General features: G+C 31.8%; 11 protein-coding genes. 7 read left to right on the top strand and 4 right to left on the bottom strand.

Features of this window, described 5'->3' with window-relative positions:
- Positions 1 to 137 precede the first annotated feature (137 nt).
- The 5 genes from trkA to Q0807_RS03880 all read left to right on the top strand — a co-directional run bounded on the left by trkA (position 138) and on the right by Q0807_RS03880 (position 4,112).
- Entirely contained in the window at positions 138 to 1,487 is a 1,350-nt protein-coding gene (trkA, locus tag Q0807_RS03900) for a Trk system potassium transporter TrkA (RefSeq protein ID WP_299106617.1), read from the top strand.
- 11 nt (positions 1,488 to 1,498) lie between these two features.
- Positions 1,499 to 3,001, top strand: coding sequence for a TrkH family potassium uptake protein (locus Q0807_RS03895; protein WP_299106614.1), 1,503 nt, complete (start codon positions 1,499 to 1,501; stop codon positions 2,999 to 3,001).
- 164 nt (positions 3,002 to 3,165) lie between these two features.
- A complete protein-coding gene (locus Q0807_RS03890) occupies positions 3,166 to 3,414 on the top strand; it encodes a hypothetical protein (RefSeq protein WP_299106612.1) in 249 nt (82 codons plus the stop codon).
- A gap of 133 nt (positions 3,415 to 3,547) precedes the next feature.
- Positions 3,548 to 3,832 (top strand): hypothetical protein, encoded by a 285-nt coding sequence (locus Q0807_RS03885; RefSeq protein ID WP_299106609.1) that lies wholly within the window; start codon positions 3,548 to 3,550, stop codon positions 3,830 to 3,832.
- 19 nt (positions 3,833 to 3,851) lie between these two features.
- Positions 3,852 to 4,112: a hypothetical protein gene (locus tag Q0807_RS03880; protein WP_299106607.1), complete on the top strand. Its 261-nt coding sequence runs from the start codon at positions 3,852 to 3,854 to the stop codon at positions 4,110 to 4,112.
- Between the two features lie 44 nt (positions 4,113 to 4,156).
- On the opposite strand, the gene Q0807_RS03875 is transcribed toward Q0807_RS03880, so the two are convergent.
- Together Q0807_RS03875 and Q0807_RS03870 are read right to left on the bottom strand one after the other, a co-directional pair.
- Positions 4,157 to 5,341, bottom strand: a complete 1,185-nt coding sequence (locus Q0807_RS03875) for a pyridoxal phosphate-dependent aminotransferase (RefSeq protein ID WP_299106605.1) — start codon at positions 5,339 to 5,341, stop codon at positions 4,157 to 4,159.
- A gap of 32 nt (positions 5,342 to 5,373) precedes the next feature.
- Positions 5,374 to 6,471, bottom strand: a complete 1,098-nt coding sequence (locus Q0807_RS03870; RefSeq protein ID WP_299106603.1) for an acyl-CoA desaturase — start codon at positions 6,469 to 6,471, stop codon at positions 5,374 to 5,376.
- Between the two features lie 145 nt (positions 6,472 to 6,616).
- Here Q0807_RS03870 and rsmG point away from each other — a divergent pair, with 145 nt between their 5' ends.
- Together rsmG and Q0807_RS03860 are read left to right on the top strand one after the other, a co-directional pair.
- On the top strand, positions 6,617 to 7,246 hold the full coding sequence (gene rsmG, locus Q0807_RS03865) for a 16S rRNA (guanine(527)-N(7))-methyltransferase RsmG (protein WP_299106982.1): 630 nt from the start codon (positions 6,617 to 6,619) through the stop codon (positions 7,244 to 7,246).
- Between the two features lie 216 nt (positions 7,247 to 7,462).
- The gene (locus tag Q0807_RS03860; RefSeq protein WP_299106600.1) at positions 7,463 to 9,994 is read left to right on the top strand and encodes a toxin-antitoxin system YwqK family antitoxin; all 2,532 of its coding nucleotides are present in this window, start codon (positions 7,463 to 7,465) and stop codon (positions 9,992 to 9,994) included.
- A 63-nt stretch (positions 9,995 to 10,057) separates the two neighbouring features.
- Here the strand turns inward: Q0807_RS03860 and Q0807_RS03855 are convergent, their stop codons facing one another.
- Together Q0807_RS03855 and Q0807_RS03850 are read right to left on the bottom strand one after the other, a co-directional pair.
- The gene (locus Q0807_RS03855) at positions 10,058 to 10,789 is read right to left on the bottom strand and encodes a T9SS type A sorting domain-containing protein (RefSeq protein ID WP_299106598.1); all 732 of its coding nucleotides are present in this window, start codon (positions 10,787 to 10,789) and stop codon (positions 10,058 to 10,060) included.
- Between the two features lie 114 nt (positions 10,790 to 10,903).
- Complete coding sequence (locus tag Q0807_RS03850; RefSeq protein ID WP_299106596.1) at positions 10,904 to 12,742, bottom strand: choice-of-anchor J domain-containing protein; 1,839 nt, start codon at positions 12,740 to 12,742, stop codon at positions 10,904 to 10,906.
- Between the last annotated feature and the right edge of the window lie 157 nt (positions 12,743 to 12,899).

Genomic DNA, 12,899 nt, shown 5'->3' with positions numbered 1-12,899 from the left:
TCTAGCCTTATTAGAGATTTATTTAAATCCTTTAATATTTTAGAACTTTTAGTTAGACCTCATAACTTTAAATAGTCTTGGCAGTTATTAACTTGTAACTTATAAGTATATTTGCATGCTTATTTCAACGAGATACAATGAAAATAATTATCGCAGGTGCAGGTGAAGTAGGATTTCATTTGGCGAAACTCCTTTCTTACGAATCACAAGAAATCACTTTAATCGATACAAAAAAGGATAGTTTAGGATATGCAGGGAATCACCTGGATATTAGAACTATAAAAGGTGATGCAACTTCCATTGAAGTTTTACGAGATGCTCGTATTGAAACTGCAGGTTTGTTTATTGCAGTAACATCCTCAGAAACTACAAATATTACAGCTTGTGTATTAGCCAAACAATTGGGTGCAAGGCGTACTATTGCTCGTATCTCTAATACAGAATTTATAGAACATAAGGAGACTGTTGGGTTTTCTAAAATAGGAATTGATGAGTTAATTTCACCAGAATCTTTAGCAGCCTCAGAAATTGAATTACTTCTAAATCAATATGGTTTTAATGATACTTATGAATTTGAAGGAGGTGCACTAACAATGTTAGGTTTGCGTATTTCTAGAACAGCAACGTTTGTAGATAAGACCGTAAAACAAGCGGCAGAATTATATTCCGAATTACACTTTATACCTATTGCTATTCAACGTTTAGGAACACAATACACTATTATTCCTAGAGGAGATACCATTTTTAAAGAAGGTGATAAAGTTGTTTTCATGACTTCAGAAGGTGGTGATGAAGAATTATTTGAACTATCTGGAAAGGTAAAGGTGGAAATTAAAAATATTATGATTCTTGGCGGAAGTCAAATTGGTTATAAAACGGCCAAGGACCTTTGCGCAAGTAAGTTTAATGTTAAGATTGTAGAAAGCAAAAGAAGTGTTGCGGAAGATTTAGCAGAAGAATTACCAAACGCATTAGTGATTTGTGGAGATGGAAGAAATGTTGAAATATTAGAAGAGGAAAATATTTCTGATATGGATGCTTTTATTGCCGTAACAGGTAATTCTGAAACCAACATTATGTCTTGCCTTTTAGCTAAGTCTAAAGGTGTGAAAAAGACGATTGCTTTGGTAGAAAATATGGATTATTATCAACTATCGCAATCTATAGGTATTGATACATTGATTAATAAAAAGTTACTGGCTGCAAATAACATTTTTAGATATATTAGAAAAGGTGAGGTTGTTGCGATGACTAAGCTTACTAACATGAATGCTGAATTATTAGAGTTTGTAGTAAAACCGCATTCTAAAATTACTAATAAACTGATTAAGGATTTAAATTTTCCTAAATCCGCCATTTTTGGAGGCGTTATTAGAGACGGTAAAGGGGTAATTCCATTAGGTAATTTCAAAATAGATGTAGGTGATCGTGTTGTAGTTTGTTGTTTACCGCGTTCTATTTCTAAAGTAGAAACATTTTTCGCTTAATTGATAACACTATGTCTCGTATAAAACTCAATTATAAAATCATCTTTCACTTTTTAGGATTACTATTATTATTTAATGGTGGTTTTATGTTAATTTCAACATTAATCAGTCTTATTTATGAAGATGGTGTAACCCTTCAGCTCTTAACAGCAGGTCTTACAACATTAGGTATTGGTGCTGTTACGATGTATAGAACAAGAGACCATCGTAAGGAAATGAATAAGCGCGAGGGTTATATAGTAGTTGCTTTTGGTTGGATTGTTATGTCCTTGTCAGGTACATTACCTTATATAGTTACAGAGGCGATTCCTTCATTTACAGATGCTTTTTTCGAAACCATGTCTGGTTATACCACAACAGGTGCAAGTATTTTAAATGATATTGAAATTGTACCAAAAGGTGTTTTATTTTGGAGAAGTATAACTCATTGGATTGGTGGGATGGGAATTATAGTTTTGGCTATTGCTATTTTGCCTTTGTTAGGTGTTGGAGGTATGCAATTGTTTGCGGCTGAAGCGCCTGGTCCTAGTGCTGATAAATTACATCCAAGGATTACAGATACAGCAAAACGTTTATGGTTAATATACTTTGGTTATACAGCGGCAGAAACCATTTTATTGCAAATAGCAGGTATGTCTTTCTTTGATGCTATTAACCATGCTTTGAGTACGTTATCTACAGGAGGATTCTCTACTAAAAACGCGAGTGTTGCCTATTGGAACGATAATCCGGCAATACAATACATTATTATATTCTTTATGTTTTTGGCTGGTACTAACTTTGTATTGAGTTATTACTTATTTAAAGGTAAAGTTGGTAAAATACTGAAGGATGAAGAGTTTAAATTATACTCTACCTTTATTATTGTATTTACTGCTATTGCAGCTGTGTTAATATATTTTAGAGCAGATGTGTCCTTGTCTTCAATTGATCATCCAATGGTTTTAGGTGAAGCAGAAAGTGCTATAAGACATGCATTGTTTCAAGTTTTAACTGTTATTACAACCACTGGTTTTGTTTCTGCTGATTATACCTTGTGGACACCATTTTTAACAGTTTTCTTTTTTGGTTTAATGTTTTTAGGAGGTTCTGCAGGTAGCACATCTGGTGGTGTTAAAGTAATGCGTCAGTTAATTTTAATTAAGAATAGTTTTCTAGAATTTAAAAGAGCTCTTCATCCAAATGCTATTATACCTGTAAGATATAACGGGAAATCTGTTTCTAAAGATATTGTATTTAATGTTTTAGGTTTCTTTATTCTTTATATGTTATCTTTTATTGTTGGTGCATTGGTGTTTTCTATGTTTCAAATGGATTTTGAATCTGCAATAGGACTTTCAGCTTCAAGTTTAGGGAACGTTGGACCGGCTTTGGGAGATTTTGGACCTGTAAATAATTATTCTGCATTACCAGCTTTAGGAAAATGGTGGGCTTCCTTTTTAATGCTTATTGGTCGATTAGAATTGTTTACAGTTTTAATATTATTGACACCTTTCTTTTGGAGAAATAGATAAAATTTCAATTTTTTTTTATTCTTTTTTAAATTACAGCTAGCCTATATTAATAGTGGTGTTTTAATGTGTGATAAGCTTGTGTTCTTTACTATAGTTGAGATGCATGGTGTAACATTTTAGTTAATTGTACGTCTTACTTGTATAACCAATTAAAATCATCAATCATGGAATTAGTATTAAACACAACATTAGAATCAGTGCCAGAACCCATTGAGGTAACTTCATTTACATCGCATGGCTTATTAAATTCTAATTACAAATCTATTGTAAAGCAAAATTTTAGAAAGTCAACTAAAAAATCAATCTTTGGGATTAGACAACGTTTAAAGTCTTCTCAATTTAAAATGGTAGACCATACAGCAGCTATCTTAAAATTATCTGTATTTGCCATGGTATTAATTGCTATTTTCTAAAAACAAATAACAGATTATTTCGAACTTTCAACTGGCACATTTATATGTGCCTTTTATTTCTGTAGCAGCATGTTTAAAATATGTTGTTGTAAATACTTCGTTTATTTTCTTAACTTTTTAAATCTTAGAAATTATGTCAGCAGGTGCAATGAACATTAGCGTTAGAAATAATCTGAATTTGCTTTCTAAACGCGATAAGTTAAAGAATAGACTTGGTGGATATAATCCTGAGAGAAAAACAGAATATAACTTACCTAAAGCTACAACTAAGCAATTAAAGGATTTAAGAAATCGTTTAAAAGAAGAACGTAAAATCAGAATGCTCAAAGTGATATTGCTTTCTGTTATTTTATTTATATTAATTCTGTGTGGCTTTTTTTATGCTACGGATGGAATTATTGAACTGATTACTATATAATCGTTAAAAATTTAAACTTATGAGTTTTGGTGTAGTACAGACTATGATAACTACTTTAAGGAACAATGACAATTTGCGTTCTAAAAGGCAAAAGTTTAAGAAGAGATATGGTAGAAATATCTCTATAGAAAAACCAGAATATGACTTCCCTGAAGCAACACCAGAGATATTAAATGAGATAAGAAAAAAGATGAAAAAGAATAACCAAATATTATGGCTAAAGGTCATAGTTTTAACTTTACTTATTCTATCGTTTTTGGTTTGGATAACCATAAAATAAAAAAGACCTTTCTTTAAATAGAAAGGTCTTTTAAAAACGCGATTTTAACTCAAAGCAGTTTTGATACGTTTAATAGCTTCTGTAATTTGTTCTTGAGATGCTGCATAAGAGATTCTAATACACTCTGGATTTCCAAAAGCTTCACCTGTAACGGTTGCAACTAAAGCTTCTTCTAATAAAAATAGAGAAAAGTCTGAAGCATTTTTAATTGTTTTACCTTTAATTGTCTTTCCGAAATAAGCAGAAATATTAGGGAAAACATAAAAAGCGCCTTCTGGCTCATTAGTTTTAAACCCTTCAATATCGCTTAATAAATTCAAGATAAGTTTACGTCTTTCCTTAAATTCATCCACCATATATTTGATGCTAGATGGATCAGCTTCCAAAGCTGTTATTACAGCACGCTGTGCTATACAATTTGCTCCACTAGTAATTTGTCCTTGCATTTTGTTACAAGCCCTAGCAATCCAGTCTGGTGCACCAATATAACCGATTCTCCAACCTGTCATAGCGAAAGCTTTAGAAACGCCATTTACAGTAATTGTTCTATCGTACATGTCATCAAACTCAGCGATACTAAAATGACCTCCTACAAAATTAATATGTTCGTAGATTTCATCTGAAACCACATAGATATTAGGATACTTTTGTAATACATCTGCTAACGCTCTTAACTCTTCTTTACTATAAACAGAACCACTTGGGTTACAAGGAGAGCTATACCAAATCATTTTTGTTTTTGGTGTAATGGCAGCTTCCAATTGTTCGGCTGTCATTTTAAAATCGTTTTCAATAGAAGTTTGCACTTCTACTGGAACACCATCACATAATTTTATAATATCACTATAACTTACCCAATAAGGACAAGGTAAAATAACTTCGTCTCCAGCATTTAACATTACTGACGCAATATTGGCTAAAGCCTGTTTTGCACCTGTAGAAACTACGATTTGTGGTAAGGTATAGTTGAGGTTATTATCACGTTTAAATTTTGTAATAATAGCTTGTTTTAAATCTACATAACCATCAACAGGTGTATAACTGTTATAGTTTTGGTTTATGGCTTCTATTGCTGCAGTCTTAATAAAATCAGGGGTATTAAAGTCTGGCTCACCTAGACTTAATCCAATGATATCTTTTCCTTCTGCGCGTAATTCTCTAGCTTTTGCTGCCATGGCAAGCGTTGCTGATGTGGCTAGGTTGTTAATTCTATCCGAAAGTTGGTTCATGTTATTGTGTTGGTTTTATTCTGCGAATTGTATTAAGCCATATTTGGCTTTTTACCTAATTGTTTTAGTTGATGGTAATGCTCTGTAATAGCCGTCCACATAGAGTTGTATTCGTTGTAAGGTAAACTAAATTCATGAGCAGTTTCTCTTACTATTTTTGCTATGTTTTTATAATGAACGTGGCTTATGTTTGAGAATAGATGGTGCTCAACTTGTCTGTTTAAACCACCTGTGTAAAACTCTACAATCCAGCTTTTAGGTGAGAAATTTGAGGTTGTAAACAGTTGGTGAATTGCCCAAGTGTTTTTCATGTTTCCATCTTCATCTGGTAACGGCATTTCTGTATTTGGCATTACATGCGCTAATTGAAATACAACACTTAAAATCATTCCGGCTGTATAATGCATAATTAGAAAACCAATTAATACTTGCCACCAAGTGTAACCTAAAACTAAAGGTAAAACCACCCAGATAGAATAGTATATTATTTTACCAATAATTAATTTTGTCCATTGCGTCGCAGGATTAGGAAAGTCACCATAAGATAATTTTCTCTTAAGGTATTGGTACGTTTGTTTAAAATCTGTTGTAATAGCCCAGTTTACAGTTAGTAATCCGTATAACAAAAAGGCATAATACTTTTGGTATTTGTGGATTTTTAACCATTTAGCATGTTTAGAAAAACGAATAATTCTACCTGCATCAATATCTTCATCATGACCTTGGATATTAGTATAAGTATGGTGTAATACGTTGTGTTGTACTTTCCAGTTGTAATCGTTACCAGCCAAAATATGTATGCTGCTACCCATAAGTTTGTTTACCCATTTTTTACTAGAAAATGAGCCATGGTTAGCATCATGCATTACATTCATTCCAACACCTGCCATTCCGATACCTATGACCATCATAGATATAATTTGTAACCATCCAGGTATATTGTCTACGGTTAACAATACAATCAAAGGGCCAAGTAATAAGGTAAACATTATTACAGCCTTTAAGTAAAGTTTCCAGTTTCCTGTTTTTTTTATATTATTTTCTTTGAAGTAATTGTTAACGCGTTTGTTAAGGGTTCTAAAGAACTTTGCTGAATCTGTTCTAGAGAATTTTACTGTTTGTTGTGCCATTAGTTTATTGTTTATTATAGTTATAACGTAAGGGATTTGAAATCATTATAACGTAACAAAGATAGTTAATAATTAAAACGCAACATGAGAGAATACAATAAATAATACTGTTTAAATTTGAGTATTTTTGAAAAAAAATAAAGTTATGGAGTTCATCCTAAAATATTTCCCAAATCTAACCGAAACTCAAATTCAACAATTTACAGCATTAGAAGCGTTGTATAAAGACTGGAATAGCAAAATAAATGTGATTTCTAGAAAAGATATAGATGAGCTTTATCTAAGGCATGTTTTGCATTCTTTAGGGATAGCTAAAGTTATGAATTTCGCAGACGGTTCGTCTATTCTAGACGTTGGTACAGGTGGTGGATTTCCTGGAGTGCCATTGGCTATTCTTTTTCCAGAATGTAAATTTCATTTGGTAGATAGTATAAATAAAAAACTAAAAGTAATTAATGCTGTTGCTGAGGCCATTGAACTTACTAATGTAAAAACGACACATAGTAGAGTCGAAGCTATTGATGAAACATTCGATTTTATTGTAAGTAGAGCTGTTACAACAATGCCAGAGTTTACGACTTGGGTAAAAGGAAAAGTGGCCAAAACTCAGAAAAATGAATTAAAAAACGGGATACTTTACTTAAAAGGAGGTGATTTAACTGAAGAGTTAAAGCAATACAAAACCGTAAAGGCATTTTTGTTATCTGATTATTTTGAAGAACCATTTTTTGAAACTAAAAAAGTGATTCACCTTCCTCTAAAACATAAGGCCTAATAATTTATGTATTCAGTTTAGGTCGTTTACGGCATATTCAAAAACCCTGAAAACAGGGTAGTTTATAGTGCAACTTATTACGAGATTTATACTTTGAAAAACAGTACATTATAGTAAGATATAATACTAGTTAATACTGTTTTTTTGAAGTGTTTGTTTTATTTAAATAATAATTTTATTATGATTCTATTTTCTAAAAAAACTTTGCAATCCTTCATGTTACTTTTCGTTGTTGCTCTACAGTCATTAACTCTAAGTGCACAACAAGACACAATATACTATAATATAGATTGGAAGGAAACAGTGAAGGATAGTGCTGCTTTTTATCGTACACCAATTAAAAAAGAAGGTGATTTATTTCGCATTGAGGATTATTATGCTTCTGGTCAATTACAAATGAGTGGATTGTCTAAAAGTTCAGATAAGGCGATTTGGCATGGTGTTGTGAGTTGGTATAACGAAGATGGTAAATTGTATCAAAGTGGAAATTATAAAAATAATAGAATAGAAGGTGAGTTTATTTCCTTTCTTAATGACAAAAAATTAGTTGCGATTTATAAAGACGGCTATTTTAAAGAAGGTGCAATGAATAGAGGTCAAGGTAGAAATAAATATTATACCGAAATTAAAAACGATACACTAAAAGATATTGTATATGATGGCGATATTAATGGTGTGCGTTACGAAAATTATAGTGTTATAAATGGCAGTCGTTTTCTCTCTAAATACTATAACGATAAAGGAGAGCTATTAGGCAAGCTAGAACGAGTTGGAAATGGTTATAATAAAGGTGTAGAGGTGTATTATTACTATAACCCAATGCGCGTAAAACAAATTAGATATTATCCTTATGACTATATGCTTGGAGAAACTTTTTTCTATGATAATGGTCAAATTAGAACAAAGTTTGAGTTAGAGCCAGAGATTAAAAATACATATTACACAATTGAAGGTGATGAATTAGGAAGTGTTACCTATACTATGCAAAACAACTATTTAAAGGCAGAGAATGGTTCAGAATATAATTTTTCTTATGATTATAGTGGATCTCCGGTTACTATTACTTCAATAAGAACCTACAAAGACGGAAAATTGCAAAAGGAAGAGCTTTACTATGAAAATGGTAAAGTAAAATCGATAAATACATATATTGATAATAAAAAAGAAATTCAAATAAGTTATAACGAATCTGGTAAGGAAATTGCTCGTATGACTTATAATGATTATTACCCATTAACTGGAACTGAAATTGTTGGAGATAGAAAGGCAACTTATAAAGAAGGTGAACTAATAAAAGAGGTTAATTATTATCCTAAAACAAAACTCGTTTTTAGTGAAAAGACAAAAGAAGAAGAAACCTATTTTGATAAAGAAGGAAACATCTTAGGGAGTTTAGAATTAGAGTTTGTCAACCAATATGGTAAACCTATGAATGGTATGCGTTTTTATTCAGGCTATGATACAGATATTTCTAGTATTGAAACCTATGAAGATGGTTATGTTATAGAAAGAACTGTTTTTAGAATTAAAAAGAAAAAGGAAAATGAAAAAATAAAGTTTAAACATACTGAGTATTTTAAAAGTGGTAGTTATAATAAATATAGAGAGATTATTTACTATAGTAATGGTTCTAAACAGAGCGATATTCAATATAATGGCTATGATAAAAAGCTCGGAAAATTCTTTAATGAAAAAAGCGAACTTATTGGTACCTATGATTATGTTAAGAAGACTGGTATAATGTATGAGTTTTTTTATGAGTCTAATATTGTGCAGTTAGTTAAAGAGGTAAATAATGGAACTTTAATTAAGTCTAAAAAATATGATTATGGATTAAATAGATCTTATGACGAAATTAATCCTGTTCTAATTGAAGAGACCGATGTTAATTGTTGTGCAACATCTTATTTAAGAAATGGAGAAGTTTTTGCTAAGGCAATCTATAAAGATGGTCATCCTTGGGATGGAACCGTTTATGATTATAATTCACATCTAAAGTATACTATTAAAGAAGGAAAACGTAATGGAATTTATCAAAAGTTTGATTATAACCAAGATAAAGTTTTTGAAGAAGGTCAATACGTTAATGATAAAAGAGAGGGTGTTTTTAAAACTTACAATTATTTAGGTCAACTAAAATATTCTCAAACATATCAAAACGATGTATTGAACGGAAAAGCTGTGTATTTTGATAAGGAAGGAAATGAAACTTCAACTTTAATTTACAAAAATGATTTACCCTTCGAAGGCGTAAAAATAATAGCTGCTGGTTATAATAGTAAGCCAACTGAAGAAACTTATAGTAATGGTCTTTTAACGCAAAGAGTTTCTTTTGATGAAACAGGAAAACGTGTTTCTACGTTTGAAAATGGCAAAAAGATAGAAACTATTGCATATCATAAAGATTCAGACAAAAAACGATTAAAGTATACGGTTGATAATTATTATATTAATGGAAAAGTTATTAGATATGATGAGAGTGGCAAAGAACAGCATAAAGCAATATTTAAAAATAATAAATTAGAATCTGGTGTTGTTTTTATTTCTGGGAAAAGTACTTATGATCAGCGAGTATCTTACATTATCTTAAATAAAGAAATAGATAAATTATCAGTTACTATAAAAGGACATAAGGACGAAACAATACTCTTTGCTGAAGAAAATTTGGATGGTGGCAATTATAGTAGTAAGTATATAGAAAAATTAGGCCTGTATATAAATAACCTAACGCCTCAATCTCTATATTAAAAATTGGACATAAAAAAACCGTTTGAAATTAATCAAACGGTTTTTTTATAAAAAATAATCTAGTTATTTTTTTACAATCTTTTTAGTAATAGTATCACCAAACTCATTAGTAAATCTTATGATGTAAGGTTGAGCAGATAAATCTGAAATGTCAATGGTGTCACCTCCAGAAATAATATTTGTTTGCTTTACACTTCTTCCTAATAAGTCATAAATTTCAACGGATAAATCTTCGTTAGAAGAAACATTTAATTCATTCTTAACGCTTGTCGGATAAACCTCTAAAGATGATAACTCAGAGTTATCAATGCTTAATGAAGGGTTAAAATTATAAGTAACACTTAATGGTGTTCCTGTATTGTTTCCACTTGCATCTAATTGTTGAAATCTAAAAGTCCAACTCATAGGTGTTGTTGTAGCGCTATCATTTTGATTCCAAAAATTATTACCTATACTATTAGTTGATCCTGCAGAAATTAATGCAGCCGTACTTGGGTATCCACTATTAAGTTCAACACTATTTAAGCAAACAGTAGCAAAACATAACTGAAAATCTGATCCATCTGTACCTGTAAGATTATCGACAAAAATTTTCATATAGAAATCTTCACTAGAGGTGTTAATTACTTTAAACTTAAAATTGCAAGGGTCAGCATATTCGCAACCAGCTTCAGAAAATGAAACAATTTGTCCATCCGTTAATAAGCTGTCATCACTTTTGTCTCTAACTTCAAATTGAGCGAATGAAACAAAAGAGATTAAAAATAGGCTCATAAAAAGTAGTTTTTTCTTCATAGTTTTTTTATTAATTTGAATATATGGTCAGTTTCAAAGATACGAGTTTTAAAACTTAGTATAAAAAAGGAAGTCTTTTAATAAGAACTTCCCTTTTTTATTAAATTATTTAGTTTACTTATTTACTACAAATTTAGAGCTGTAAGACTTACTGCCATTTATTATTTGCATGATATAGTGTCCAGATTTTAGCTGAGATATTGGTAATTCTATATTTTGAGAACCAAATAAACCTTCATAATTGTTCATTATAACAGTTCTACCTAGCATATCTGTAACAGTTACTTTATAATCTCCATTTCCTTCTTGGAATGCAATATTGATTTTATCTGTTGCAGGATTAGGGTATAGTTTAATTGAATCGATTCCTGAAACTTCCTCAACACTTAGAGCTTGAGCAACCGTACTTTGTTTAGCACTAACAATACTACCATCAGTAGTGTCTATTAAAACCACTACAATATGTAAATCAGCAGCATTACTTGTGGCAGGAATTGTGTAGCTAAAAGTATAAGAAGCAGTATCTCCACCATTAATTACGGCAGGCACAGAGTTTGGTTGGCCATCAAATCCTCCTAATAAAGCTCTACCAACATGGTTGTAGACCATTTGTGCTGCTGGCACAGATTCTGGTAAGTTTTCATATCCACCCATTGCTCCACTACCTCCACCAGAATAGTAATTGGTTTGGTTGTAGCCACTAGTTGTACCAGTAACGTTGTCTTCAGTAATGATAGCGCCTAATCTAAAGCTGGCAGCACTAAATGCAGTGTAAAAATTAGCATTAGCAGTAATAGATAAGTTGTCTCCTGTTTGTGTAGCGCCAACTGTTAAATCTACGGGTACAACTTCTGTTATTTGAGTGTCATATCCAGCTTGTAAAGACGATTGTCCAGGGTCTATGCCTAGTAGTTTTCTGTCAGCTCCAGCATTTGGCCATCCTGTTCCAATAACATTTACTAAAGCAGTATCATATTCCGAAACAGTCATTGGGTCACCATTGTGAACAGCTATACCAACGACGTTGTCTGGATATGTTGTAGTCATATAGTCTAGACCTACGGTTCCTCTAGGGCACCAACCACACCATGTTCCTGTAGATTCTTCAATAAGAACTGCTTTTGTTCCAGATTGGGTCATTGTATTAAACATTACAGTTTGCATGTTATTAGTTGGGTTTGAATCTGCAACTCCGTTAACCATAGTAATAGTAGCTGTAATGTTTTTTTCTACTGTTGTACTATAATTAATTGCATCTGGATGCGTAATAGTTGTAGTTGCTCCTCCAGCAATATTAGTTGTAATTGTAGCAGAATTAGTTTCAGTACCATCTGTCCATGTAATGTCTAAAGATGTAATGCTATTTCCTCCTGTATTATTTACTGTAATTTCGAAAGGATAACTAGTGCTCACTAAGCCATAACGAGGAATATTAATACTTGCTAATTCAGCATCATCATCGTTTACACTTCTTACTGTTACATCGTCAATATTTAAACGAAATTGATCAGAAACATTATGGTGTCTGAAAGCAACATAAATTGTTTGACCAACGTATGATGTAACATTTATGTTTCTATCTACATATGCTGCTGATGTTCCTACGACTTCATTAAATGAAGTTGTTGAAGCACCTAAAGTTGCAATGTCAGAAGCAGTAGCTACATAAACTGTGTAGTTCTCTGCAGCCCAATCTTGATCTTGCGCATATGCTTTCCATTGAAGAAAGACGTTCCCTACAGCACTAGATAAATCAATTGCTGGTGAAACCATCCAGTTGTCAGGATTTAAAGGTCCTGCAGTACCATCCCAAGAGGCTGAAGTAGCATGTTCAGCTTGTACAGCTTCTAAGTTTGCAATGTTCCAATTAAATGTGTCTCCATCAGAATCTGTTAAAGTCCATGAAGTTAAATCACCTGAAGAGAAATCATCAGAAAAATAAGTTTGTGCCATTGTTAACTGAGAAGCAGTAAAACAAAGCAAAAAAGTGAGGGTAATTTTTTTAATCATAGTTCGTTGAATTAATTAGTGGTTTGTTAAAATTGATCCTTCAAGATAACCAAATGCTTAAATAAGACAAAGTTATGGCATAAAAAAAACGATATTTATT

This window comes from uncultured Winogradskyella sp., assembly GCF_947495255.1.
Lineage (GTDB): Bacteria > Bacteroidota > Bacteroidia > Flavobacteriales > Flavobacteriaceae > Winogradskyella.
The sequence above is the reverse complement of the archived record's forward strand: the minus strand, read 5'-3'. Positions and strand labels throughout refer to the sequence as shown.

Excerpts from the sequence above, each read along its gene's own strand:
- trkA (WP_299106617.1), top strand. The coding sequence starts at position 138 with ATGAAAATAATTATCGCAGGTGCAGGTGAAGTAGGATTTCATTTGGCG.
- Q0807_RS03895 (WP_299106614.1), top strand. The coding sequence starts at position 1,499 with ATGTCTCGTATAAAACTCAATTATAAAATCATCTTTCACTTTTTAGGA.
- Q0807_RS03890 (WP_299106612.1), top strand. The coding sequence starts at position 3,166 with ATGGAATTAGTATTAAACACAACATTAGAATCAGTGCCAGAACCCATT.
- Q0807_RS03885 (WP_299106609.1), top strand. The coding sequence starts at position 3,548 with ATGTCAGCAGGTGCAATGAACATTAGCGTTAGAAATAATCTGAATTTG.
- Q0807_RS03880 (WP_299106607.1), top strand. The coding sequence starts at position 3,852 with ATGAGTTTTGGTGTAGTACAGACTATGATAACTACTTTAAGGAACAAT.
- Q0807_RS03875 (WP_299106605.1), bottom strand. The coding sequence starts at position 5,341 with ATGAACCAACTTTCGGATAGAATTAACAACCTAGCCACATCAGCAACG.
- Q0807_RS03870 (WP_299106603.1), bottom strand. The coding sequence starts at position 6,471 with ATGGCACAACAAACAGTAAAATTCTCTAGAACAGATTCAGCAAAGTTC.
- rsmG (WP_299106982.1), top strand. The coding sequence starts at position 6,617 with ATGGAGTTCATCCTAAAATATTTCCCAAATCTAACCGAAACTCAAATT.
- Q0807_RS03860 (WP_299106600.1), top strand. The coding sequence starts at position 7,463 with ATGTTACTTTTCGTTGTTGCTCTACAGTCATTAACTCTAAGTGCACAA.
- Q0807_RS03855 (WP_299106598.1), bottom strand. The coding sequence starts at position 10,789 with ATGAAGAAAAAACTACTTTTTATGAGCCTATTTTTAATCTCTTTTGTT.
- Q0807_RS03850 (WP_299106596.1), bottom strand. The coding sequence starts at position 12,742 with ATGGCACAAACTTATTTTTCTGATGATTTCTCTTCAGGTGATTTAACT.